This window comes from Streptomyces ovatisporus (assembly GCF_042653885.1).
GTDB classification, from domain to species: domain Bacteria; phylum Actinomycetota; class Actinomycetes; order Streptomycetales; family Streptomycetaceae; genus Streptomyces; species Streptomyces ovatisporus.
This window is the reverse complement of the sequence record NZ_JBHSFH010000011.1, coordinates 67086-93530: the sequence shown is the minus strand read 5'-3', so window position 1 is coordinate 93530 and position 26445 is coordinate 67086. Positions and strand designations below refer to the sequence as shown.

The 26445-nt window shown below is 76.0% G+C and carries 3 protein-coding genes (1 of these 3 cut by a window edge); all 3 read right to left on the bottom strand.

Going from position 1 to position 26445, the window contains the following annotated elements:
* Tightly spaced (each overlapping or abutting the next), the 3 genes in view from ACFPA8_RS20315 to ACFPA8_RS20305 form a layout consistent with a single transcriptional unit that may run on beyond the window.
* Positions 1 to 5321: the 5' portion of an SDR family NAD(P)-dependent oxidoreductase gene (locus ACFPA8_RS20315; RefSeq protein WP_386450564.1), read on the bottom strand. The gene continues 1306 nt to the left of window position 1, outside the view; only the first 5321 of its 6627 coding nucleotides appear in the window; its start codon is at positions 5319 to 5321; the stop codon falls past the left edge of the window.
* A complete protein-coding gene (locus ACFPA8_RS20310; protein ID WP_386450562.1) occupies positions 5318 to 12682 on the bottom strand; it encodes a beta-ketoacyl synthase N-terminal-like domain-containing protein in 7365 nt (2454 codons plus the stop codon). The genes ACFPA8_RS20315 and ACFPA8_RS20310 overlap by 4 nt, the downstream gene beginning before the upstream one ends.
* Positions 12679 to 26445, bottom strand: coding sequence for an amino acid adenylation domain-containing protein (locus ACFPA8_RS20305; protein ID WP_386450560.1), 13767 nt, complete (start codon positions 26443 to 26445; stop codon positions 12679 to 12681). The genes ACFPA8_RS20310 and ACFPA8_RS20305 overlap by 4 nt, the downstream gene beginning before the upstream one ends.

Below are 26445 nucleotides of genomic sequence, written 5' to 3'. Positions count from 1 at the left end.
AGCACGGTCTTCGTCAGTGCCGCCAGCCCGGCCACGGACTCGCCGTGCCCGATCTGCGACTTGACCGACCCGAGCGCGATCGCCCCCGTCGCGGCCCGCTCGCCGAAGACCTCGGTGAGCGCGGCCACCTCGATCGGGTCGCCCAGCTCGGTGCCGGTGCCGTGCGCCTCGATCAGGCCGACGGTCGAGGGGTCCACCCCGGCCTGGTCGAGCGCCCGCCGGAGGACCCGGACCTGCGCACGCGGACTGGGCGCGGTGTAGCCGTGCGAGCGTCCGGCGTGGCCGACGGCGGTGCCGCGGACCACCGCGTACACCTGGTCGCCGTCGACGAGCGCCCGCTCCAGTGGCTTGACGACCACGGCGCCGACGCCTTCACCCGGCCCGAAGCCGGTGCCGCCGCTGCCGAAGGAGCGGCAGCGGCCGTCGGGCGAGAGGAACCCGAACTCCCGCAGCAGCAGCAGACGGGAGGGGTGCAGGTACAGGTTGACGCCTCCGACGAGCGCGGCCGCGCACTCCCCGCGCTCGATGGCCTGCGCCGCCAGGTGCAGTGCGGTCAGCGACGAGGAGCATGCCGTGTCGACCGGCTGGCTGGGGCCCCGCAGGTCGAGCAGGTACGACACCCGGTTCGCGATGCTCCAGTAGTGCCCGGCGGGCACGGTCCGGTTGCCCCGGCCCCAGGACTCGACGCCCACCTTCTGGTAGTCGCTGGAGGTGACGCCGACGAACACCCCGACGCTGCGCGGCTCGCCCGAGTCGTCCTCCAGGGCGTCGAGCCGCTCACCGAGCGCGCCGGCGTCCTCGAGCGCCTCCACGGCGGTCTCCAGGAACAGCCTTTCCTGCGGGTCCACGAGCGCGGACTCGTACGTGCTCAGGCCGAAGAAGTCCGGGTCGAAGCGGTCGACGCCGGTCAGGAAGTGCCCGTGCACGTCGTCGGCGGCCGACGGAGTGTTCCAGCGGTCCTGCGGCACCGGCCCCGCGGTGTCACGGCCCTCGCGGAGGTTGGCCATGAACGCGGCGAGATCGGGGGCGCCGGGGTAGCGGCCGCTCATACCGACGACGGCGAGCGCTCCGGCGGACTGCCGCGGCTTCGCGCCGGCCGCCGGGTGGGCCGCGCCGGGCGCCTGGGCCGTGCCGACCGGGTCCGGGTCCGGACCCGGGGCGGACGGAACGGGTTCGGTACCGGCCGCCCGAACCTCGGCGCGAGCCGTGGCGGGCTCCCCCCGGTCCGTACGTTCGGCGACCAGCACGGCCACCTCGTCGAGCGAGTCGGCTCCGAAGATCTCCGTGGGCTCCACCCGGGCGCCCGACTCGGCGAGCCTGGCGGAGAGAGCCCGGAGCGTCAGGGAGTCGAAGCCGAGGGTCTGCAACGGCTCCGCCATCCGCACCGCGCCCTCCGGCACACCCGTCACGTCGGCCACTGCCCGCCGTACCAGGCCGGAGGCCGCGCGGCCGGACGCGGCGACCGGTGCCGGCTGTGCGGGCTGCACGGGCTGTGCGGCCGGCACCGAGGCCGGCGCGGACGGCGTTCGTCCGGCCTTTGCCCCGGGGTCCCCGGAACCCCCGGGACCACCGGAACCACCGGAACCACCGGGACCACCGGGGCGGCCCTCAGGCCCGCCGGAGTGCAGGACCGCGGCCGGAGGGCCGAGGACGGCGAAGGTGTCGAGCGACTTCTCCCAGCGGGCCCGCTCCCCGTGGAACACCGCGACGGCGGGTGCCGCGTCCGGCAGGCGCAGGAGCGCGTCGAGCGCGGCGAACCCGGGCCCGGCGGGCAGCGGTTCGGCACCGGTGCGTTCACGCATGGTGGTCAGCACCGCCTCCGGAACCGACATGCCGCCGTCCCGCCACAGCGGCCAGTCGACGGACAGCGTCCGTCCGGAGCGTTCGCCGCGTGCCACGGCGTCCCGCCGCTCCTCCGCGAAGCCGTCCAGGAAACCGTTGCCGGTCGCGTAGTCGGACTGGCCGAGGTTGCCCACGGCCCCCGACAGCGACGCGTACAGCACGAAGACGTCCAGGTCGAGACCGGCGGTCGCCGCGTCGAGCGCACGCGCGCCCAGCGCCTTCGGCGAGATCACGGTGTCCGCGTCCGAGGGCCGCTTCTTGACCAGGTAGGCGTCCCGGAGTGTGCCGGCGGCGTGGAACACCCCGTGCAGCGCGCCCTCCGTGGCGAGGATGCCGGCGACCAGCGTCCGTACCGCGGCCGCGTCGGCGACGTCCACCGACACGTAGCGCGCGGCCGTCCCGAGGTCCGCGAGCACCGCCCGGTCCGCGTCCGTGAGCGAGGTCTCCGGCCGCCTTCCGCACAGGACGACGCGGGCGCCGTACCGCTCGACGAGGTGACGTGCCGTCAGTACGCCGAGACCGCCGAGCCCCCCGGTGACCAGGTGCGTCGTGCCCCGGCGCAGCGGGGACGGAGCGACGGGCGCGGTGGCCGCGGCCTCGACACGGCTGAGCAGGCGGCGCCGCCTGCGGCCGGGGCGCAGCTCGACGATCCGGCCGGACTGCGGTGCGCGGTCGGCGCACTCCGCGGCGAGCGCGCCGGCGCGGTCGGCGGCGAGACGGTCCACCAGCACGGCCCGGCCGGTCAGGCGTGGGTTCTCGTGGGCGAGCGTCTGTACGAAGCCGGCCGCGGCGAGCGCCGAGGTCCGGTCCTCGGCCACCGCCACCAGGTGCACCTGCCGCTTCCACAGACGCGTGAGCAGTTCGCGCACCGGCCCGAAGAGCTGCGCCCACCACGGGTCGGGGGAGTCGCCGGCGCGGACGGTCACGAGGAGGGTGACGGGTTCACCCGCCGGGTACGCCGCGGGGTCGGCCGCACGCGCTGCCTCCTCACCCCCGGGCCCCACGAGCCGCACCGGTCCGGTCCAGGCGGTGGCGAGGGCGGCCCGCAGATCCTCCGCACTGCCCGCGCCGTTCCGTGCCTGCGTGCCGTGCGGCGGCGCGAGCAGCAGCAGTGTGCCGGACTCCCCGGCGGCCGGGCCGACCGGCTGCGGCTGCCACTGCGGTACGTACAGGCTGATGCCTGGCAGCTCCGGTACGCCGCCCGTGTCGCCGCTGTCCGGTGCGGCGAGCTCGTGGCTGTCCGCTCTGTCCGCACTGTCCGCACCGGGGCCGTCGGCAGCGGGGCCGTCGCCGCTCACGAGGTCCGTCCCGGGGGCACGGCGTGTGCCTTTCAGGCGGGCTGCGGCGCCGTCACCGGACGAGGGAGATCCGGCGGCGGCGTGGACGGCGGGCGGTACCGCCGGGACCGCTCGGGGCGCCGGGGTGCGTCCCGCCGCCGAGTGCTCCTCGACCCAGTAGCGCTCCGTGGCCAGGACCGAGCCGGGCAGCGCAACGGCGCGGGGCCCTCCCGCCGGGTGGATCCGCCGCCAGTCGATGTCGTGCCGCTGGGCGTAGAGCCGGCCGAGGGCCAGCAGATCGTCGCGGGCTGCCGGACCGGGGGACGAGAGCCGCTCGTAGAGCCGCTCCAGCAGCGGCTCCTGAGCCTGCCTGACGCGGTCGGCCTCGGTGCTGTCCGACGTCGAGGCCACCCACTGCTCGTCAGGGCGCCCCGCTGTGAACGACTCCAGCAGGGAACGCAGTTCGTCGCGGTCCTGGGCGACCACGGCGAGCCGGGACGGCCCGTGGGACCGGCCGAGCGCGAGGGTGCGCGCCGCCTCGTGAAGCCCGGCGCCGCTGCCGGGGCCCGCCAGCCATCCGGCCAGGGCACGGGACTGGGCCGTGAGCAGTTCGCGGTTCCGGGCCGACAGGACGACGAGCGCCGGACCGGGAGTGGTGTCCGGCTCCCGTGCCGGCGGAGCCTCGACCACCACGTGCGCGTTGGTGCCGCTCAGGCCGAACGAACTGACCGCCGCCCGCCACGGCCTGCCGCTCCTGGGCGGCAGGGCCTCCGGGCCGGACGCGACCCGGAACGGTCCCTGGCCGAACGGGATGCGCGGGTTCGGCCGGGTGAAGTGGAGCGACGGCGGGACCTGTCCGGAGGTGACCACCTCCAGCGCCTTGAACAGCCCCGCGAGTCCGGCGGCCGCCGAAGTGTGCCCGACGTTGCCCTTCACCGAGCCCACCGGTATGTGCCCGGCGGGCAGCCCCGCGTCCGCGTACGCCTCGTTGAGCGCGGAGACCTCGATGGGGTCGCCGAGAGGGGTGCCGGTGCCGTGGCACTCGACGTAGTCGATCGTCGCCGGGTCGATGCCGAACCTGCTGTACACGTCGCGGATCAGCGTCGACTGCGCGCGTGGGGAAGGCGCGGTCAGCCCGTTGGTGAAGCCGTCGTGGTTGACCCCGGACGCGCGGATCACCAGCTGTACCGGATCGCCGTCGGCCATGGCCCGGCGCAGCGTCTTCAGCAGCACCACCGCACTGCCCTCGCCGGGGACGAAGCCGTCCGCGGAGGCGTCGAAGGGGCGGCACCGTCCGGTGGGCGAGAGCATCCCCGCCTTGCTCATGTAGATGTACGGCAACTCGGTGGTGTAGAGCGTCACTCCGCCCGCGAGCATCATGTCCGCCTCGCCCAGCCACAGGGCCTGACAGGCCTGGTGAAGGGCCACCAGGGAGCTGGAGCATGCGGTGTCGACGGCTGTGACGGGGCCGGCCAGGTCGAGCAGGTAGGCGACCCGGGCGGCCAGGATCGACTGCGAGTTGCCCTGCATCACCTGCGGCAGCCGGGAGTGCGGGCTGGAGCGCTCGATGCGGTGGGCGTAGTCGTTGAGCATCACGCCCGCGTGGACGCCGCACCGCGTGCCGGCCAGGGCGGACGGCGCGTATCCCGCGTTCTCCACCGCGCGGAAGCACCCCTGCAGGAACAACCTGGCCTGCGGATCGGTGAGTTCGGCTTCTCGCGGAGTCATGCGGAACTGTTCCGCGTCGAATGCCGCCGCGTCCTCCACGAGGCCGCCCCAGCGCGACAGGGACCTGCCGGGTGCCGCCGGGTCCGCGTCGTACCAGCGCTCCGCGGGCCAGCGGTCCGGTGGCACCTCGCTCACCGTGTCCCGGCCCTCGCGGACCACCTGCCGGAAGGCGTCGAGGTCGGCCGCTCCGGGGAACCTGGCGCTGCAGCCGATGACCGCGACCGGCTCCTGCACTGTGGTCGGCTCCCGCACCGCGGCCGGCTCCTGCACTGCGGCCGGCGGTTCGGACGGGGTGTGCTCGGACGGCGCTGCCGGTGCCGTCCCGCCGGTGGAACCGGACGCGGACGCGCCGCTGTCCGCGGCGGAACGCATCAGGGCGAGGGCCTCGCTCTTCGACAGCTCGCCGGAGGTGAACCGGCCCAGGATCTCTCGGGTGTCCATGCCGTCCAGCTCTCTCTGCTCGTGGGGGTTCACCGGCTCGTCTCCAGCAGCGCGACGGCCTCGTCGAGGCCGATGCCGCCGCTCGCCAGCGCGTCGAGCACGGCGTCGGCCTCGCCGGGTGCGGGCGCTTCCGCGGGCGTGACCGCCTCCGCCGGCGCGAGTGCTTCCGCCGGCGCGAGCGCTTCCGCCTGTCCGGGCGGTCCGCCGGACGCGGGCGCGGCGTCCGCCGGGGCCACCGGCGTCCCGGACTCGGCGAGGTACCGTGCCAGCCGCGCGACGGTCGTGTACGAGAAGAGGTCGCTCACGTCGAGCTCCAGGCCGAGCCGTTCGCGCGCGGCCACGATCAGCTCCTCGGTCAGCAGCGAGTCCAGGCCCATCTCCTCGAAGGGCGCGTCCTCCCCGATCGACGCCGGGTCCTCGTAGAGCACCTCGCCGAGGGCGTCCAGGAGCGTCTCGCGGATGTGCGCCGCGTCCGGCCGCCGGATCGCGGGTGCGGGTGGGGGTTCGGGCGGCGCCTGTACGGGTGCGGGCGCGGGCACCGGCGCGGGGGTGGACAGTGCGGGGGTGGACGGTGCGGGGGTGGACTCCTCGGGCTGCGGGGTCCGTCCGAAGTCCCGGAGATGGCCGCGGACCAGGCGGTCCTCGCCGACGGGTCCGGTTCCGCCGGGTCCGGCCTGCCGTTCGAGCTGGTTGTCGTACCAGCACCGGATCCGCTCGAAGGGGTAGTGCGGCAGTGAGATCCGGCGGCCGACGTCCTGGGCGCCGGAGGCGGCCGCCAGGTCGACGCGTTTGCCGCGCAGCCACGCGTCCGCCGACGGGACGTGACCGGCGTCCTCGCCGTCCGCCGTCGCAGCCTCGGCCTGCGCCTCGATCCGGGCGAGCCCGTCCAGCAGCTCCTCCCTGGTGCTGTGCCGCACTGCCGCCCGCCGGCCCAGCTGGGCACGGCCGACGGCCAGCGTGTAGACGACGTCGGCGCGGGCCGGGCCGTCGCCGTCGGCCCAGGCGGACTGGAGATGGCTGCGCATCCGGCCTGCCAGCTCCGCCAGAGCGACGGGGGTGCGTGCGGAGAGGAAGGCCGTCAGTGTCCTTCCGTCGTCCGGCGGCGCGGGAGCACGTCGCGGGGCCTCCTCCACCACGACATGGGCGTTGGCGCCGCCCGCCCCGAACGAGCTGATGCCCGCCCGGAGCGCCGCCGCCTCCCCGTCCGGTCCGGTGGGTGTCCACGGGGCGACGTGCTGCTGCACGGTGAACGGGGTGGCCGTGAAGTCGATCTCCGGGTTCGGCGGGTCGGAGTGCAGTGACGGCACGAGCGTCCGGTGCCGGAACTGCAGCAGCACCTTGGCGAACGCGGCCATGCCGGCCGCCGATTCGAGGTGGCCGATGTTCGACTTCACCGAGCCGATCGGACAGCGGCCTGCCGCTTCCGCGGTCCAGCCGTCGCGGGCGAAGGCGGAGGTCAGGCCGCGTATCTCCAGCGGATCGCCCAGCGAGGTGCCCGTACCGTGCGTCTCCACGTAGGTCAGGTCGCGCGCCGCCAGACCGGCGTCGGCGAGCGCCTTGCCGACCAGGTTGGCCTGCGCCTTGGGGTTGGGCACGGTGTAGCCGTTGGTGCGTCCGCCGTGGTTGACGGCGCTGCCGCGGATCACGGCATGGACGGGGTCACCGTCGCGGAGAGCGTCGGCGAGCGGCTTGAGGACCACCGCGCCCACGCCCTCGCCCGGGACGTAGCCGTCGCCACCGGTGCCGAAGCTGCGGCAGCGGCCCTCACTGGCCAGGAACCGGCCCTGACTGAGCATCAGGTACTTGTTCGGGTGCACCGACACGTTCACCGCACCGGCCACGGCCACCGCGCACTCACCCGCGCGCAGCGCCTGACAGGCGAGGTGCAGCGAGCTGAGGCCGGACGAGCAGGCGGTGTCCACGGCGACGCTGGGGCCCTCGAACCCGAAGAAGTACGACGCCCGGTTGGCGATGCACCAGAAGGCGCTGTTGGCGTGCACCGCGTTCCCGCGCAGCCGCTCCTCGCCCTCGTGCACCTGGTACTCGCTGTACATCGCGCCGACGTACACCCCGACGTCCCGTGGGCGCCGCGGATCGACGTCGGGAGCCAGACCGGCGGGCGTGTACCCGGTGTCCTCGATCGCCGCCCAGCAGCTTTCGAGGAACAGGCGGGCCTGCGGGTCGATGGTGCCCGCCTCCCGCGCGGAGATGTTGAACAGCGGGGCGTCGAAGCGGTCGATGCCGTCGAGGAAACCGCCCCACTTCGCGTAGGAGGTGTTGGGCACGTCGCGTTCGGGGCGGAAGAAGCCCTCCAGCTGCCAGCGGTCCGCGGGGATTTCGGTGATGGAGTCGCGGCCGTCCAGGAGGTTCTGCCAGAACGCGTCCAGACCGTCGGCCTGCGGGAAGCGGCCTGCCAGGCCGATGACGGCGATGGCACGGGCGTCGTCCCCGGCGTCCGGCTCCGGCGCAGCGTCCGTGGAAGGGCCGACCGAGGTGCCGGGCGTGAACGCCGCGGCCGTGCTTGCGGCGGTTGTGCTTGCGGCGGTTGTGCTTGCGGCGGCGGGGATCGCCGGAGCGGCAGCCGGAGCGGCTGGGGGGACTGCGGCGGCCGTGGCGGCCGCGGTCGCCGGGGCGACAGGTTCGAGCGGCGCGTCCGACGCTGCCGGGGCGGCCGGGGCGGACTGCGGGGCGGACTCGGCGACGACCCGCTCCAGTTCGGCGGCGGGCAGCTCGGCACGGAGGTGCTCGACGATCTCCGCCGCGCAGCGGCACTCGAAGAGCAGGGTGCGCGGCAGCCGCCCGAACCGCTCCGAGAGCCGGTCCACCGCGCGTATCCCGGTGAGCGAGTCGACCCCCAAGTCGTCGAAGAGCGTGTCGGGGTCCACGTCCTCCGGTGAGTGGCCCGTCACGTCCGCCAGTACGCCGCGCACGATGCCGAGCAGCGGGTCGTCCTCCTGGTGACCGGTCCGTTCCGGCTGCGCGGTGACAGCCCCGCGCGTCCCAGCCGCGCCCTCCGTGCCCTCCGTGCCCTCTGCGGACTCGGCACCCGCGGTCGCCGCGGCGGTACCCGGCTTCGCAGCGCTGCTCGCCTCCCCGGCCGTGCCCTCCACGGTGCCCGCACCTTCGGGACGGCCGCCGGGCAGCAGCGCCGCGGGCGGCCCGGCGGGGTCGCCGTAGAACACCAGCGGGCACACCGGACCGTCCGGCGCGGCGGCCAGCAGTGCCTCCAGGGTCTCCAGACCGCGCTGCGTGGGCAGCGGCGCGGCGCCGATCTGTCCGAGGAGTTCGACCGGGTCGCCGGGCAGTGTCATGCCGCCGTCGGCCCAGTAGGGCCAGGCCACCGACAGGGTGCGGCCCGTACGGTGGCCCGCGCGCACCGCCGCGGCCCGGTCCTCGGCGAAGCGGTCCATGGCCGCGTTGGCGAAGGCGTAGTCGGCCTGGCCCTCGCTGCCCAGGGAAGCCGAGACCGATGAGTACGCGACGAAGAAGTCGAGGTCGAATCCGGCCGTCGCGGCGTCGAGTGCGACAGCTCCCAGCACCTTGGGCCGCGTCACGTCCGCTGCCGCTGCGGGGTCCTTGGTGAGCAGGAAGCCGTCGCGCAGCGTGCCCGCGCAGTGGAACACGCCGTGCGGGGCACGGCCTTGCGCCGCGACCCGTGCCGCCACCGAGGCCAGGGCGGCCGTGTCGGTGCCGTCCGCCGTCACGTGTTCCACCGATCCGCCGCCGCGCCGGGCGAGTTCACACAGCCGCTCCCACTCGGGGTCGCCGGCAGTGCGGTCCCTCCGGCCGATCAGGACCACGTCGCAGCGGTGGACGCCGACCAGATGCGCGGCGAGCAGCGCCCCCAGCCGTCCGTGTCCGTTGATCCAGTAGCGGCCCCCGTCGCGCAGTCCGGGGCCCCCGCCGGGCTGTGTGCCGGTCCTCCGGAACTCCCGGGTGCGGCGCCGGGCTTGGGCGTCCAGCAGGACGTGCCGCGTGGCAGGGGAGGGGGAGGTCTCCGCCGCGAGCAGGGTGGCGGTCTCCTGGTCCGTGAGACCTCCGGGCAGTGCCACCGCGCACAGGTCGAAGCGGGGGTTCTCCCGGGTGAGGGAGCGTCCCAGGGCCGCGAGACCCGCGCCGACGGCACCGTGTGCGGGGTCGTCGGCGAGGTACGGGACGCGGATCACGGCCCCGGTGCGTGCCAGCGGCCGCAGCAGCTCCCGCAGCAGCGCCACCGCGTCCCGTGCCCAGTCCACCGCGACGGCAGTCCCGGCCGTACCGGGCGTGTGCGCGCCCAGCCAGAGCACCGACGGCCGGGCCGGGGCACCGGATCGCTCTCCGCCGTGGCCGGCGGCCAGCTCCGCGATCCGGCGGCCGGCCTCCTCCGCGCTGCCGTCCGGCATGTCCGTGACCCGGCCCAGGCGGTCGGCCAGTGCCGCCCGCAGCGAAGGGCTGCCGCCGAGCACCACGAGCGGCCCCGGCGCTGTGGCGGTCTGCTGCGGCAGGCCCGGCGGAAGGGCTGTGTCGACGGGCGCCAGCACGTGCACCGCCGAGCCGTCACGCCCTGCCCCCGTGACCGGAGACGTGCCCGGGGATGTGACCGGGGACGTGACGTCGACCGGAGACGTGGGAGCCGTGGCGGAACTCGGGGCTGAGCCCGGGACGGTGCCCGTGCCTCCCTCCGTGCGTGCGGCCGACGACGCCTCCGTGCGTGCGGCCGACGACGCTGTGGGCCGCAGCGCGAGTCCGGCCAGCTCGGCCCGCACCGTGCCGTCGGGGGCCAGCACGGTGATGTCGAATTTGCGGATCCGGTCACCACCGCCCGCCAACTGCCGTGGTCTGGCGTGCACCAGGGCACCGGGCGGCAGCGGCCCGTACACGTCCAGGCGGTCCACCGCGAACGGCAGATAGCGCTCGCTCGCGCCGCCGTCGTGGGCGAGGAAGCCGATGACCGTCTGAAGGGCGCCGTCCAGCAGCGCCGGCGCCAGGACCTCGGCACCGGCATCGCCGTCCCCGGCGCCGGTGCTCTCCGGCGCGGGCAGCCGCACGTCGCCCTCCGCTCCGGCGAGGCGTGCCAGCACGTCCCGCTCGCCGTAGGAGAACTCCGTCACGACCTGGTACCGGGGCCCGTAGTGGACCTGGTGGCGGGCGAAGAGCGCGTAGAGCTCGTCCGGGGGGAGAGAGGCACGGCACCATTCGCGGACCTCGGCGAGCGGGGAGTGGGAGGGCGCCGCGGGCCGCGCGGTGCCCCGGGGGGACTGCGGTACGCGTGCCGTGACGTGGACGCGGCGCTCCCGCTCCCCGGCCGTGCCGTCCGGGGAGGACGAGGTGACGGTGACCTCCAGTGCACCGTCCCCGGGAGTGACTTCTGCCCGCAGCACCAGCGGCCCGCCGACCTCGGCGGACTGCTGGAGGACGAGGTCCTCGACGCGGTGCGGCGCCGTGTCGGCCGCCGCCGCGGCCGCGGCCCGTACGCACTCCACGAACGCGGCGGCGGGCAGCAGCGGACGCCCGTTCACCACGTGGTCGGCCACGAGCGGATCGCCGGGGTCCAGGTCCCGCTCGAAGGAGATGCCGTGCAGCGTCGAGGTGTTGCGGTCGAGCATGCCCCGGCGTGACGCGCCCGCCCGTGCCTGCGGACGCGGTCCGCTCAGCGGCCAGCTCCGGCTGTGGTCGAAGGGGTAGCCGGGCAGGTTCAGCCGTGGCCCGTGCTCCGCGCCGGGCAGCGGCACCTCGTCCGTCCCGCCCGCTTCCCAGGCCCGTACCGCCTGTGCCACCGCGGCGTCGCCGTCCGCGGAACCCGCCCCTCCGGGCTCGGCGCCCGTGCCGCCGGGGCTGCTGCTCGTCCCGGCGTTCCCGGCCCGCTCCCGCAGCGCGCGCACCGCCTGAGCTGCGTCCCGCGCCACCACGCCGAGCCGATGCGGCAGCCGGCTGCGGCCGTCGCGCAGCGTACGGGCCACCGCCTCCAGCGGCGCGGCCCGGCCCGGGCCCTCCAGGTGGGAGGCGAGCTGCTCCGCGAGCTTCCGCAGCGCCTCGGGGGTACGCGCCGAGAGCACCAGCGGCTGCGCGCGTCCGCTGCCGGCCGCCTGCCCGGTGTCCGGCTGCGGAGCCTGCTCGAGGACGACGTGTGTGTTGGTGCCGCCGATGCCGAACGAGCTGACAGCCGCACGGCGTGGCCCGTCGAGCACCGGCCACGGCTGCGGGGCGCCCGGCACGAAGAAGCGGCTCGCGGTGAGGTCGAGCAGCGGGTTGGGGGAGTCGAAGCCGTGTTGCGGGGGGATGAGGCCCTGCTCGAGGGCGAGCACGCATTTGACGAGCCCGGCGAGGCCCGCCGCGGTGTTCAGGTGCCCCACGACGGACTTCGCCGAGCCCAGCGCGCAGGGCCCGGCTCCGTCGCCGTAGGCCTCGCGGAGGGCGGAGAACTCCACCGGGTCGCCCAGCTGCGTCCCCGTGCCGTGCGTCTCGATCAGCCCCACCGATGCGGGCGCGACCGTTCCCACCGCCAGCGCCTCGCGCAGGGCGGCGGCCTGGCCGCCGGGCGAGGGCGCCTGGTAGTGCTGCCGGGCGGCACCGTCGTTGTTGACGGCGGAGCCGCGGATCACGGCCCGTACCGGGTCGCCGTCGCGCAGCGCGTCGGCGAGCCTGCGCAGCACGACCGCGCCACCGCCGTTGCCGAACACCGTTCCGTCGGCCCGTTCGTCGAACGGACGGCACACACCACTGGGCGAGAGGATCATGTCGGGTGAGGACGGGTAGCCCGCCTGCGGCAGGTGCAGCGACACGGCGGCGACCACCGCCGTGTCGGATTCCCCGCCCAGCAGGCTCTCCACGGCCAGATGGACGGCGACCAGCGAACTGGAGCACGCCGTCTGGACGTTCAGCGCCGGACCGGTCGTGCCGAGCTGGTGCGCGATCCGGGTGGCGGCGAAGTCGCGGTCCGCGGAGGAGAACCTGGCCATGCCCGCCGCGTCCAGCTCGGTGATGCCCACCGGCGGCAGCGTCGGGCGGGCGGAGGAGGTGAAGACCCCGGTGGCGCCCGGTGCGCCGTCCGGCGGCAGGCCGCCGTCCTCCAGGGCGGCCCACGCCAGCTCCAGCAGGATGCGCTGCTGCGGGTCGAGCCACTCGGCCTGCCGCGGGTTGAATCCGAACAGGGCGGCGTCGAAGCGGTCCGCGTCGGGCATGGTGCAGCCCGCGGGTACGAAACCGGGGCGCCCGAGGTCGGCCGGGTCATGGCCGAGGGCGACCAGCTCCTCGTCGGCGTAGCGGCGTACCGCCGTGCCGCCGCGAACGAGGAGATCCCAGTACGCGGCCGGCGAGGAGAGCGGGCCGAACCGGCACGACGCACCGGTCACCGCGACCGCGGTGGGGTCGTCCTGGGCCGGGATCGTCTCCTGGTGTGCCAATGGCATGGTCATCCTGCTTCCGTGACTGCGCTGCGCAAGGCCTGTCTGCGGGCCTGGCGGAGCTGCTGCGGAGAGAGCTGCTGCGGGGAGAACTGCTGGAGTGCGGCGGCGGCCCCGCCGTCCGCGCCGGCGGGTCCCTGCGAGTCGGCGGGACCCTCCGCGCCGGCGGGTCCGTCTCCGGCTGGACGCTCCGGGGCGCCCGCGCGGGCCTGTGCCAGGCGCTCGGTCACCAGCGCCTGCTGCCCGGCGAGGGTGGGGTGCGAGAACAGGTCGCCCAGCACGAGACGCGCGTCCGGGAAACGGGCCGTCAGACGGACGAACAGACTGCCCAGCAGCATGGAGTTGCCGCCCGTCGCGAAGAACGTCCGGTCCCGCGGTGCTCCTTCCACCCCGAGCAGCTCCCGCCATTCCCGGGCGATCTCCTCGCCGACGTCCTCGCCCGCCGCAGCGGCGGCGCCGTCCCCGGCAGCGGTACCGGCCGCAGCACCGGCACCGGGTGCGGTACCGGCACCGGCCGGGCCCGCGGCACCCGTGATCCCGGCGGCCAGGGCGCCCCGGTCCGTCTTGCCGTTGGGGGTGCGCGGCAGGGCGGTCGTGAAGACGTACTCCTGGGGGCGCATCCACTCGGGCAGGCGCCGTGCCGCGAACTCGGCGAGCTCCTGTGCGGACGGAGCCGCGCTCCCCGGCCGGGGGACCACGACCGCCACGAGGCGCGCCGCCGCGCCCTCGCCCTGGACGAGGACCACCACGCGCCCGGCGTGCGGGTGTTCGCCGAGCACGGCTTCGATCTCGCCGAGTTCGAGGCGGTGGCCGCGGATCTTCACCTGGGTGTCGGCCCGGCCCACGAAGTGCAGAGCACCGTCGGCGGCGCGCCGGACGAGGTCGCCGGTGCGGAACCACCGGCCGCCGCGGCCCGGCTCCAGCGGGTGCGCGGTGAACCGGTCCGCCGTCTGCTCCGGGCGCCGCCAGTACCCGTGCGCGACGCCCGGGCCGCCGATCCACAGCTCCCCGGCCCCGTCGGCCCCGGCGGAGACCGGGCGTCCGGCGTCGTCCGTCGCGGTGACGAGCAGTTCGGTGGCGCCCACCGGTTCGCCGAGCACGACGGGCTCCCCGGGCGACAGCCGGGCCGCGGTCGACCAGATGGTCGCCTCGGTCGGCCCGTACACGTTCCACAACGACCCGACCCGGGAGGTGAGTTGACGTGCGAGCGCGGGGGGCAGCGCCTCGCCGCCGCACAGCGCGGTGAGTCCGGCACGCCCGTCCCAGCCGCTGTCCAGGAGCAGTTGCCAGCCGCTGGGCGTGGCCTGCATGACTGTGATGCCCTCGTCGTCGAGGACACGTCCGAGGCGCGAGGTGTCCAGCACGGTGCCGCGGTCGGCGACGACCACCCGGCCGCCGGACACGAGCGGCATGAACAGCTCCAGGACGGAGATGTCGAAGCTCGCCGTGGTGACCGCGAGCAGCCGGTCGCGTCCGCTCCAGCCGGTCAGCCGGCGGAAGGCGTCGAGGGTGTGCAGGACGTTGCGGTGGCTGACGGACACGCCCTTGGGCCGCCCCGTGCTGCCGGAGGTGAACATCAGATACGCGGGTGCGTCTCCGCCCGCTGCGGTGGCGCCGTCCGTGCCGCCGGCGTCTTCCGTGGCCGCGCCGCCGGGCGGGGGCGCGTCCGCGGGCAGTTCGTCGAGCAGCACGGTGCGCAGTCCGCTGCCCGTCAGCGGCCCCGCCTCGGACCGTTCGGTCACCGCGAGCGCGCACCCCGCGTCCTCGAGGATCAGACGGATCCGCTCCGCCGGGTACGAGGCGTCCAGCGGTACGTACGGGCAGCCGGCCCGCAGCACACCGAGCAGGGCCACCGGGAGCCGGCAGCTCCGGCCGACCAGTACGGCGACCGGCTCGCCCGGTCGCACCCCGGCCGCGCGCAGTGCCCGCGCGACCGCCGCGGTGTTCCGGTCGACCTCGGCCCAGCTGAGGCTGTCGCCCGCCGTGTCCCGCACCGCCTCGGCATGCGGGTGCCGGGCGGCGAGGCGCCGGAACCGGCCGGGCAACGTCAGCGTGCCGGGGTCCGTCAACTCCCCGGCGGGGGCGTCGAGGTCGTCGGCGAGTGCGGCGGCCAGCGTGTACCAGGTGTCCACGAACGCGTCGAGTTCCGCGGGCGTGAGCGCGGTGCTGCGGTGGTTGGCGAGGATCTCGACCCCGTCGGGCCCGTCCGTCAGCTCCAGGCCCAGGTCCCATTGCCCGCCCTGGCCCTGGATGAAGACCCGTTCGCCCAGCGGGCCGCCCGATCCGCCGGGCGGGCGCGGCCAGTTCTGGTACGCGAAGGTCAGGTTCGGTACGGCGCCGTCGCCGCCCGCTGCCCGGCACAGTTCCGCGGCCGACGGGTAGGGCAGGTCGGCGAGGGCGAGCGCCGAGCGGATCTCGTCCTGAAGGGTGGTCAGCCACTGGCGCAGCGACAGTTCGGCGACGGGCCCGACCCGGACCACCACCGAGTTCACGAAGTGCCCCACGGTGTGGTCGTACTCGGCGCCCGGACGTCCGTAGGTGGGCACCGAGACGAGGAAGGAGTGCCGGCCGGTGGCGTGGCCGACCGCGAGGACGTACGCCGCGAGCTGCACGGTGAAGTCGCTCACTCCGGCCGCCGACGCGGCGGCACGCAGGCGGTCGCGCAGCGAGGCGGGCATGCGGTACTCCGCGTGCCCGGCGGCCCAGGGGTGCGCCGAGGCCGTGCCGCCGGGGAAGCGGGGGGCCGGTGGCACCGTCCGGAGCCTCTCGCTCCAGGCGCGCTGTGCTTCCGCACGGGCCCGGTCGTCCGTCTCCTCCTGGGCCAGGAACCGGCCGAACGAGGCGGTGCCGGACGGACCGGGACGGGCCGCGGGGTCTTCCAGCAGCGCGTCCAGGCTCTGGCCGATCAGCTCCACGGACCGTCCGTCCGCCACCAGGTGGTGGACCGTCAGCTGGAGGACCGCGCCGCCCGGATCCTCCTGCCACAGCACGGCGCGCAGCGCGGGCCCGGTGTCGAGCGGCAGCGGCCGTCCGGCCTCCTCGCGCAGCGCCTCGAACAGTGCGCCCTGCGGCGCCGTGCGTACGTCCAGGGTCCCGTCGGGCAGTGCCGCGCCTCCGGGACCGCCGTGGGCCGGCGGTGCGCCGGCGGGCGACGCCGGCAGGAACCGGAGCGCACCGCGTTCGGGGGCGAGACGCTTTCCGAGCGCCGGGTGGTGTCCGACGAGCGCCGCCAGGGCCGCGGCGACCTCCTCACGGCCCCTGTCCCCGGCCAGGCGCCATGCCACCGACAGGTTGTACGGCGCGTACGGGGCGGCCGCGTGCTCCGCCGTCCACAGCGGGATCTGACGTTCCGACACGGGCCAGTCGCCGGGCTCCTCGCGGGGCTCCTCGCCGGGCTCCTCGTCCGGTGCCGCGGTACCGGACGGCTCCTCGGGCCCGGTCCGGTGGCCGCCCGGCCCGGCCGGCGCCGCGACCGCCGTGAGGGCGGGCCCGTGACTGTCGAGCAGGCTGCGGGTGAGGTCGGCGATCGTGTCGTGGTCGTACAGAGTGCTGCGCGGCATATGGCCCAGCGAGCTCTCCAGGGTGCGGGCGAGCCGGGTCAGCGCGATGGAGTCCACGCCCAGCTCGGCGAGGTCGGCGTCGGGGCTCAGCGTGTGCGCGGCGAGCCCGGTGACGGTCTGCACCTGTCCGGTCAGCCACCGCACCGCGGCGTCGAAGGGGGTGGTCTGCGGCGACTGCGCCGGTGTGCTTCCGGCGTCCTGTGCGTCGGCGGCCTCGGGGGCCTCGGCAGCTTCGACGACGGCCTCGGGGGCCTCGGCGCCGAAGTCCGGGTGCTCATGTGCCTCCACGGGGTCCGGCACGGCGCTGCGCGCGCCCGTCGCCGCCGCCCACCGGTCCAGATCCCCGTGGGCCAGCACGGTGTGTGCGGGGCCGCCGCTCGCCGGGACGGAGCCCAGCAGCCGCCACAGCTCCTCGGCGGCGTCGTCGACGGGCAACGGCTCCAGGCCGTAGGTCTCCCGCAGGTGGTCGAGGGTCGAGGCCGGGGGCCGCATCCCTCCGCCCGCCAGGGCCGGCCAGCCCACCGCCAGGGTCCGTCCCGTGCGCGTGCCGAGTGCGCCCGAGGCCCGGGCCTCGGCGAAGCCGTCGAGGAAGCCGTTGGCGAAGGCGTAGGCCGACTGTCCCTGATTGCCGACGTGGACGGCGATGGAGGACGCCAGGACGAAGAAGTCCAGCGGATGGCCGGCGAGCGCAGCGTCCAGGGCCGTGGCGCCGAGCAGCTTCACCCGGCACACCTCGTCGACCGCCGCTGCCGTCTTGGTCCGCAGGAACCCGTCGCGCAGCACTCCGGCCACGCACACCACGCCGTTGACGCGCAGCCCCCGGGCGTCCAGTTCGTCGGCCAGCGCCGACACCGACTGCGGGTCGGTGACGTCGCACGGCAGATACGCCGCCCGCGCCTGCCCGGCGCCGGTCGCGCCGCCGGGACCCGGCGGGGGTGCCTGCGTGCCGCGTCCCGTGACCACCACGCGGGCACCCGGGGCGCGGCGCAGCACGGACTCGGCGACCGCTCCGCCGAGGCCGCCGGTCCCGCCGACGATCAGGTAGCACCCGTCGGGACGCAGTGGGAACGGCTGCTCCGCGCGGGCCAGCCGGGCCAGACCGGCCCGCTCGCGGGCACCGGCGGTCAGCCGCACCCAGGCCGGCGGCTCCCCGTGCGCGAGTTCGGCCCGCACCGCGGACTCCGCCTCGCCGGGGGCGCGTTCGCACCATGCACGGTCGACCGTGATCAGTCCGACGCCGAAGCGCCCTGTCTCGCCCGCGACGGTACGGACCAGACCGTGCAGCGCGTACTGGGCCGCGACCCCCGTGTCCGGACGGGCGCACAAGGCCAGGCGCACCTGCCCGGCGTCGAGGCGACGGCTGGAGACGAGCGCGCGAAGCGCCGCGAAGAGCGGCAGCACCGCCCTCGTGGCGAGCCGGCCGTAGGCGTCGTGGGCCGCGTGCGGGGTGGCCGCCGCCTCGGGGGCGGAGAGCGGGCCGTCCTCGTCGAGGGCGACCAGCACTCCCGCGTCCGGGCCCAGCCGCGCCAGGACGGAGTCGACCCGGGCTCGCGTCGCGTCGGGGTCGTCGGTCGCGACGGCGTCCCAGCTCAGCTTCGCGTCCGCGCGGTGCGCCAGCGCCCGTGCGAGCGGGCCGTCACCGCCGATCAACAGCATCCTGCGGCCCGGCTCCGCGGCCGCGGCCCGGTCCGGGGACCACCTCAGGGTGTACGGCGCGGTGCGCTCGCGGAGTGCGTCGTGCCTGGGAGACGGGGCTGCTTCGCGCCGGGACGGGGCGGTCGGGCGGGACGGCTCGGGGTCAGTGGTCCGGAGCGCCGCGGTGCGGGGCGCGGTGGTCCGGTGTGCTGTCGTGCGGGGCGCGGCGGAGGTCTCCTGCTCCAGCGGCTCCGCACGCAGCAGGAAGCCGTCCACGTCCGCGACGGCGGCGCCGGACTCGTCGAGGATGCGCAGGTCGAACAGGTGGACCCCGCGCCGGGTGTTGCCGTGGGACGGGCGCACATGGACGTACACCGGACCGACGGCGGGCCGGTGCACCACGAGCCGGTCGACGGAGAGCGGCCGCAGCCACTCCGTGGGTCGCTGCCCGTCGGGAGCCATCGCCGCGTAACCCGCTGCCTGGAACGCCCCGTCGAGCACCGCGGGGTGCAGCACCGGCCGTCCGGCAGGCCCGGCGGGGGCGTCGCACACGAGGCGGGCCAGGACCTCACCCCCGGACCGGGACACGGCGGTCACCGGCCGGTAGCCGGGCCCGTAGGTGAAGCCGTGCGCGTCGAGCACGCGGTAGAACGCGTCGGCCGAACCGGCGCCGCTGTCCGCGAGCACGGCGGACAGACGTTCCGGGGCGTAGGCGAGCAGCCCGTCGAAGAGCCCGGTGCTCGTCCTGCGCGGGCCGCCGAGTTCGACGGCGCCGCGCACCACTGCGGCGCCCGCGCTGCTGATGGCGAAGGCGTGCCGTCCGTCTGCGGGCGGACCGTCCTCGTAGGCCAGCGAGCCGGTCAGACCGGGTCCGCGCCACGGGGCGAGGAAGGTGACGTCCTCGACGGCCGCCTCGTAGGGGTTCGCCCCGTGGGCGAGCAGCGACTCGAGGACCGTCTCCAAGGCCAGGGCCCCGGGCGCTATCGCCTCTCCGTCGACCACGTGGTCGGCCACCCACGGGTGTCCGTGGGGCAGACCGACCCGCAGTGCGCCGTTCTCGGGCGCGCCCTCGACGAGGGGCAGCGCACGGCTGACGCGTGCCCCCAGCAGCGCCGCCTCGACGGCGCCGGTCGGCGGCTCCGCCACCCGGTGCGGGGAGTCGGCGAAGGGGGTGGTGGGCAGCGCGACCCTGCGATACGTGCCGGGCTCCGGCTGCCACCAGGTGCGGTCGCCCGAGCCCACCCAGGCACGGGCCCACCGCACCGCGGTGTCGCCGTGCTTCCCGTCCGCGCCGGGCGAGCGGTCCGGTGCGGACGGTGCGGGCTGCGACGGCGTGCCCTCCCCGTCAGCCGCGAACAGCGCGGGGTGGGGGTCTCCGGCCGCCAGCGCCCGGAGGGCGGCGACGGCTTCGCCGCGGTCGGCGGGGCCCGTGCACACCACCGCAGCCCGGCAGGGCCAGTCGTCCCGGCCGTGGAGCAGGGTGGCGGCCACGTCCGTCAGGGACGCCGTGCCCGTCAGGGTCTCGGCAGGCGTGCCGAGCACCGCGGCGAGGCGCTCCGCCACGCGCGCGAGCCGGTCGTGGTCCGGGGCTCCCAGCGGAAGGACCAGCGGCCCGGCCTCCCGCGACGGCGCGTCCGGGACCGGGAACTCCTCCATCACCACATGGGCGTTGGACCCGCCCGCGCCGAACGAGCTCACCGCGGAGCGCCGTACCCCGGGGGCTCCGGCAGTGCCGGCCTGCCACACCTCCGTCTCGTGCTGCACCCGCAGCGGACCGTCCGCCAGCTCCAGGCGCGGGTTCTCCGGGCGGGCGTGCAGGCTCGGCACCAGCCGCCGGTGCCACAGCTGCAGGATGGCCTTGGTCAGGCCGGCCACCCCGGCCACTGCCTCGCCGTGGCCGATGTTCGACTTCACCGAACCGATCCGCACCGACCCGGGCCGCGCTTCGGGGTCGGTGCGGAACGCCCGCGCCAGGGCCCGTACCTCGATCGGGTCGCCCAGCTCCGTCCCGGTGCCGTGCGCCTCGACGTAGCCGATGTCGTGCGGCCGCAGACCCGACCGCTCCAGTGCCCGGGTGACCAGGTCCGCCTGGGCGACGGGGCTCGGCACGGTGTAACCGCTGCCCTGTCCGCCGTGGTTGACGGCGCTTCCGGTGATGACCGCGTACACGGTGTCGCCGTCGGCGACTGCCCGCTCCAGCGGCTTGAGGACGACCGCTCCCGCGCCCTCCCCGGGGACGAAGCCGTCGCCGCCCGCACCGAACGCCCGGTTGAGCGGGCCCGGCGACGTCATGCCGACCGAGCCGAGAGCGGCGAACCGGTCCTGGTGCAGGAACAGATGCACGCCGCCGGCGAGTGCCACCTCCGCGTCCCCCGTCGCGAGCGCCTGGCAGGCGAGGTGCACCGCCGTCAGCGAGGAGGAGCACATGGTGTCGACGGCCAGGCTCGGGCCGTTCAGATCGAATGCGTAGGAGACGCGGTTGGCGATGGAGGAGTACGCGGTGATCCCGTACTCGGCGTTGTCGGCGCCGACGAGGCGGGCGTCCCGCTGTGCCAGCAGGTTGCTGTGCGAGGTCACGCCGACATAGACGCCGACCCGGTCCGCCGACACCCGCTGGGAGAGCCGCGAACGGGAGTAGCCGGCGGTCTCGAACGCCTCCCACGCCGTCTGCAGGAACTGCCGTTCCTGCGGGTCGAGTACGGCGGCGTCGCGCGGCGGGATGCGGAACAGCTCGGCGTCGAAACTGTCCCAGCCGTCGAGGAAGCAGCCCCACCTCGTGGTGGCGGCATCCAGGGTGTGTGCCACCCGCCAGTCCCACCGGTCCGCCGGCACCTCGCGCACCGTGCTGCGGCCTTCGGACAGCAGCCGCCAGAAGGAGTCCAGGTCGGGGGCGCCGGGATAGCGGCCGGCGAGGCCGATCACCGCGATCTGCCGCTGCCTGTCGCCGGGCCGGCCCGCCGGTACGGGCGCGACGGGTGCGACGGGCACGACGGGTGCGCCGGGTGCGGGGAGTTGCGTGTCTGCGGGCGCGTCCGGTCGGGCCTCGCCGCCCCCGGCCGCGGTCCCGGACGGTGGCGAACCGTTGCCGCCCGTGGAGGCCGTGTCCGTGCCGGATGCGCCGACGAACCGCCGGGCCAGCGCGCTGATCGTGCCGTACTCGTGCAGGGTCGTGCCGGGCAGCGGCCCGAAGACGCGGCTCAGGGCCGTCGTCAGTTCCACGTGCAGCAGCGAGTCCAGGCCCAGCTCGCGCCACGGCAGGTCGGCAGGGAGCGGCCGGTCCCCGGGCAGCACGTCGCGCACGACGGAACGGACGCGTTCCTCCAGTCCCTTCAGCTCCGCCGTGTCCGCCGTGTCCGCCGGGTCCGCTGAGTCCGCCGGGTCCGCTGAGTTCGCCGTCCCCATGTCCGCCGTCCCCGCGTCCGCCTGTCGCTGCTCCGGCACGTTCGGGGCCTCCTGGTCGTAGGTGTTCGCGGAGCCCTCCGCCGACGGGCCGGCGTCGGCGGCCGGGGACCCGGCGGGCGGGACCGCCTCCGGCCGGAAGGCGTCCAGCGCCCGTGGCCGGCCGCCGATCACCACCGCGGACGGGTGCGGCGCGCGTACGCACCGCTCCAGGGCCGCGCAGCCGTCCTCGGCCGTGAAGGTCTCCAGGCCGGGGAAACCGGCGAGGACGGCGTCCGTGTAGCGGCGTGCGAGGCCGGTGTCCCGCCAGAGGCCCCAGGCCACGGCCCGGGTGGGGGTGCCGGGCCCGTCGAGCGCCGCCGCGACCCGGTCGAGGCAGGCGTTCGCTGCGGCGTAGGCGAGGCCGCCCTGGCTGCCGAACGTGCCGAGGAACGACGAGAACAGCACCAGGGCCGTGCCGGGGAAGCGGGCCCGCGCCCGGTGCAGCGGCCCGAGCGCCGCGAGCTTCGCGTCGAGACGCGGATCGATCGCGTCGTCGGTGAGTTCGTGCAGCAGCGCGTCGTGAGCCGCGCCCGCCGCGTGCAGTACGGCGTCCGGTGGCCCGTACCGCTCCCGGCACTGGGCGAACGCCGCGGCGACGTCGGCCTCTTCGCGCATGTCGCCGCGTACGTAGTGCGCGCTCCCCCCGGAGTCCCGCACCGCGCGCACGACCTCGCGCACCGACGCGTCCGGTGCGGAACGGCCCACCAGGATCAGCCGGGCGCCCCGCCTGGCCGCGAGATGCCGGGCGACCGCACCGCCGACGCCGCCCGCGCCGCCGAAGACGATCAGGACGGGGGACCGGTCGGGCCACAGGGCTCCGACGCCGGTACCTCCGGTGCTCCCGGCCCCCGCCGCTCCGGCCGTGTCCGCAGGCACGAGGCATTCCACACGTCTGTGGCCGCCCGCCGCTCCGAGCGACACGAGAGGCGCCTGAGCGCCGCACGGCTCGGCCCACACCGCTGCGCACACCGAGGCGTCGGCGGACAGCGGGCCGGGCAGGTCGACGGCTGCCACGGTCAGCAGAGGTGATTCGTGCGGCAGTCCGCGGAGGGCTCCCAGCAGGGCACCCTGTTGCGCGGCCCCGGGCCCCGCCGGAGCCTCGGGTGCCGCGAGTCCGGTGGTCACGAGCGTGAGTGCGCCGGGCGTGCCGCGCGCGTCCAGCGTCCTGGCCGTCCCGACCAGGGCGGACAGCCAGCGGTGCAGCTCCTCCTGGCCGGTGGGGTCGAGCGGCCACTGTGCCCCGCCGACGAGGAACAGCACCCGCACGGGCCCCGCTCCGGTCTCCGGCAGCGCCTCGTCGCGGCCGATCGCCGACACCCGGGGTGCGTCGCCGCGTCCGCCCTGTCCGGCGCTCAGGTCCGCCGCCACGTGCCCGGCCCATGCCCGGGCTTGCTCACGGGTGGTCTCGTCGTGCACCAGCAGGACGGTGCCGGGCGCGGTGGCCGTGTCCTGCCGGGACGCGGGTGGAGCAGGCACCCAGCGCGGCACGAGGACCGACGGGGGCGCGGCGGGCGGTGCCGGGACGGCAGGGGCAGAGGTGGGTGCAGACGAGCCGTCCTGCCACAGGGGCGGCAGGCGTTTGCGGTCGAACGGGTGGCCCGGCAGCGCGATACGGCGCGGGGGACGGTCGTGCTCCGGCCAGTGCGCGGTCCAGTCGGCCCTCCCGTCCGCCAGCCACTCCTCGGCCGTACGCGCGGCGTCCCGCTCGGCACCAGCGGTCCTGTCGCGGTGACGCCCGCCCGGGGCGACGACTGCGGGGTGCGCTTCCCCTTCGGCCAGCGCGCTCAACGCCGCCCGCAGCCCGGCACGGTCGTGCACCGTCAGCAGACGCCGCACGGGGTGCGTCTCACGGCCCGTCTGCAGAGTCCACGCCCATTCGGCGAGGACGACCGGACGGCCCCGGTCCACGGTGCGGTCCAGGTGGGCGAGGAGGCGACGGGCAAGAACCGGAAGGGCCTTCGGACTCGCCACCGACAGGGGAAGCAGCCACGCGCCCGGTCCGGGGCGGGTCGCGGCGCGGGCGGGTTCCACCTGTTCGAGGACGACGTGCGCGTTGGAACCGCCGATGCCGAACGAGCTGACCGCGGCCCGGCGGGGGGCCTCCGGCGAGAGCCACGGCACTGCCCGGTCGGCGATGGCGAGGACGCTGCCGGACAGATCGATGGCCGGGTTGAGCCGGGTGAAGTGCGGGGTGCCGGGAATCGTCCCGTGCCGCATGGCCAGCAGGACCTTCACGACCCCGGCGAGGCCCGCGGCCGCCTCCAGATGGCCGATGTTGGCCTTCACGGAGCCCACCCGCAGCACACCGCCCGGGCCCGCCGCGCGAGCGCGGTGCGTACCGTCCGCCGGGTCCGGCTCGACCGCCGCCCGCAGGGCTTCCATCTCGATGGGGTCGCCGAGCGGGGTGCCGGTGCCGTGGGCCTCCACATAGCCGAGGTCCAGGCCGGAGAGCCCGGCCTGCTTCAGCCCGTCGCGGATCAGCGCCGTCTGTGCCCGGGGGTTGGGGGCGGTCGGGCCGCTGGCCCGGCCGCCGTGGTTGGCGGTGGCGCCGCGGACCACGGCGAGCAGCGGGTCGCCGTCCGCCACTGCGCGGCGGTGGGCCTTGAGGACGAGCCAGGCGGCGCCCTCCCCGCGTACGTAGCCGTCGGCACCGGCGTCGAAGGCGCGGCTCAGGCCCTGCGGAGAGAGCATCCCCGCCTGCTGGAACGCGTCCTGGTTGAAGCTGTTGCTCAGCAGGTTGACCCCGCCCACGAGGGCCGTCCCGCACTCCCCGCGCTCGATCGCGGCGACGGCGAGGGCCAGCGCGGTGAGCGAGGCGGAGCAGGCGGTGTCCACCGTGATGCTGGGCCCGGTCAGGTCGTAGTGGTACGAGATCCGGTTGGCGAGGAAGGTGGGGAACGTGCCGAGCGTGGCGTATCCGTCGGCGCCGCCCGCGGCGACCGTGTGCTCCCGGAAGTCGTAGCTGGAGGCGCCCACGAACACGCCGGTGCGGCTGCCGGCCAGGCGGTCGGGCACCAGGCCCGCGTCTTCCAGGGCGTGCCGGCTGAGTTCGAGGAGCAGGCGCTGCTGGGGGTCCATGGAACGGGCCTGGCGCAGCGGGATGCCGAAGAACTCCGCGTCGAACGCGTCCGGTTCGGCCAGGAGCCCGGCACGGTGCCGGGCCGGGCCGGCGGTCTCGCGGGCGGTCGCCGGGGCGGACCCGGCCAGCCGCTCCGGCGGCAGTTCCGTCACGGCGCACTCGCCGCGTTCCAGGAGGTCCCAGAAGGCGTCGGGGCCTTCGGCGCCCGGGAAGGAACAGGCCATGCCGATGACGGCGGCCCTGTCGCGGCCGGTCGCGGCCGGGGGGACGGCGTCCGCGGGCGCCGGCGAGACGGAGCCCGCCCCGGCGGCAGGGGAGCACGACGAGGCAGGCGCGGACTCGAACGTGGGCTCGGGCCCGGGCTCCGGGGCGGGGCGCCCGGCGGTCTCCTCGATCGCCGCGGCCAGGGAGCGGATCGTCGGGTGGTGCCAGACGGCGGTGTCCGGCAGCCGTACGCCGAAGGTCTCGTTGGCCGCCGCGACGAGCTGTACGGCGGCCTTCGACGTCAGCCCCGCTTCGCCGAGCGGGCGGTCCGGGAGCGGGGCGCCGCCGGTGATCTCCTCCACGAGTGACGTGAGGCGGCCGATCGTCGCCGAGCCGGGGGTGCGGGACGGGCGCGCACCTGCGTCCTGCCCCGCCTCCTGCCTCGCCTCGTTCCCCGTCTCCTGCCCCGTCTCCTGCTCGGCCGGCGGCGGGACGGGCGTGTCCTGGCCGGGCCTGCCCGCCGTGTCCTGGACGCGCTGCCGTACGGCCTCCAGGAAGCGCGTCGCCTCGCGGCCGTTGAGGACGCCGTGGTCGTAGGCGAGGGTGAGCAGCCGGGTCCCGTCCGGGCCCGGGTACGCCGCACCGAGCATGAGCGTGGCCACCGCGGGCGGCACGACGACGGGTGCCGCCTGGAGCGCGCCGTCGTCGTCCAGGGACGACACCAGCAGGGTGGCGGTCCCGTCGACGGTGGACCGTCCGGCTCTCGCCTCCTCCAGCCCCGCGACCCAGCGGCGCGCGAACGTTCCGAAGTCGCCCTCGTCGGCGTGCGGCAGGCCCGCCACCAGCAGGTCCGAGTCGTCGGTCGCGACGGCGACGCCGAGGGTCACGCCGTGGAAGATCCGTAGCGTGTCACGGCCCACGAGCCGGGCCCGCAGCCGGGGGTGTGCCCGCGCCGTGAGCGCGGCGAGGCGGGCGAGGGTCTGGAAGTCGCTGACGAACCCGGCCCCCGATTCCGTGCGGAGCCGGGCCGTGGCCCGGCGCAGCGACGCCGCGTCCAGGGCCACGGTGACGGTGCCGGCGGTCACCTCGGCGCGGGACCGCTCGAGGACCTGGTTCAGGCGGAGTTGGGCGGGGGAGAGGGGGACGTCGTCGAATCCGCCGGGCCGTGGGGCGCCGGCTGCGCCGCTCCCGGCCCCCCGTGGCGGCGCGTCCCCGGCATCGGCCTCCTCCGGGACCTCCGACCGCGCGGAGGCGAGATAGCGGTCGATGTCGGAGGGCGTGAGCAGCGAGCCCCGACGGGGTATGCGGGCCAGCTCCTCGGGGGCGACACCGAGCAGCCGGGCATGCTTGCGCGCCAACGGCGCCATCTGCACCTTCGGGGGCCCGCCGTCTCCCGTACGCTCCGCCTCCGCACCGCTGCCACTGCCGGCGGCCCGCGTGGGGGCGGGCGCGGCTGCGGGGGACCCGGCGGCGGGGAGGGGAGCGCGGGCGGGAGGCGTGGGGGGTTCGCCTTCCGCGGCGGGGGAGGTCCCCGGGGCGCCGGAGGCGTCGGTCCTGGGGGAGCCGTCGGGACGTACGCGGGCCACCGGAGCACCGACGGCGACGACATCGCCCTCGTCGACGAGCCACTGCGTCAACTCGCCGCTGACGGGGGCGTCGACGTCCACCGTCACCTTGTCCGTCTCGCACTCGAAAAGCGGCTCGCCCGCCGTGACGTACTCTCCGGCCCGGTGGTAGATCCTCGACAGCCGCGTCTCGGCGACGTCCTCGGCCAGTTGCGGCAGCCGCACCGTCGAGTCGTCCGTACGGCCGCCGGCGCCGCCGTCCCGGTCGTCCCCCGTCGTGCCGACTGCCAT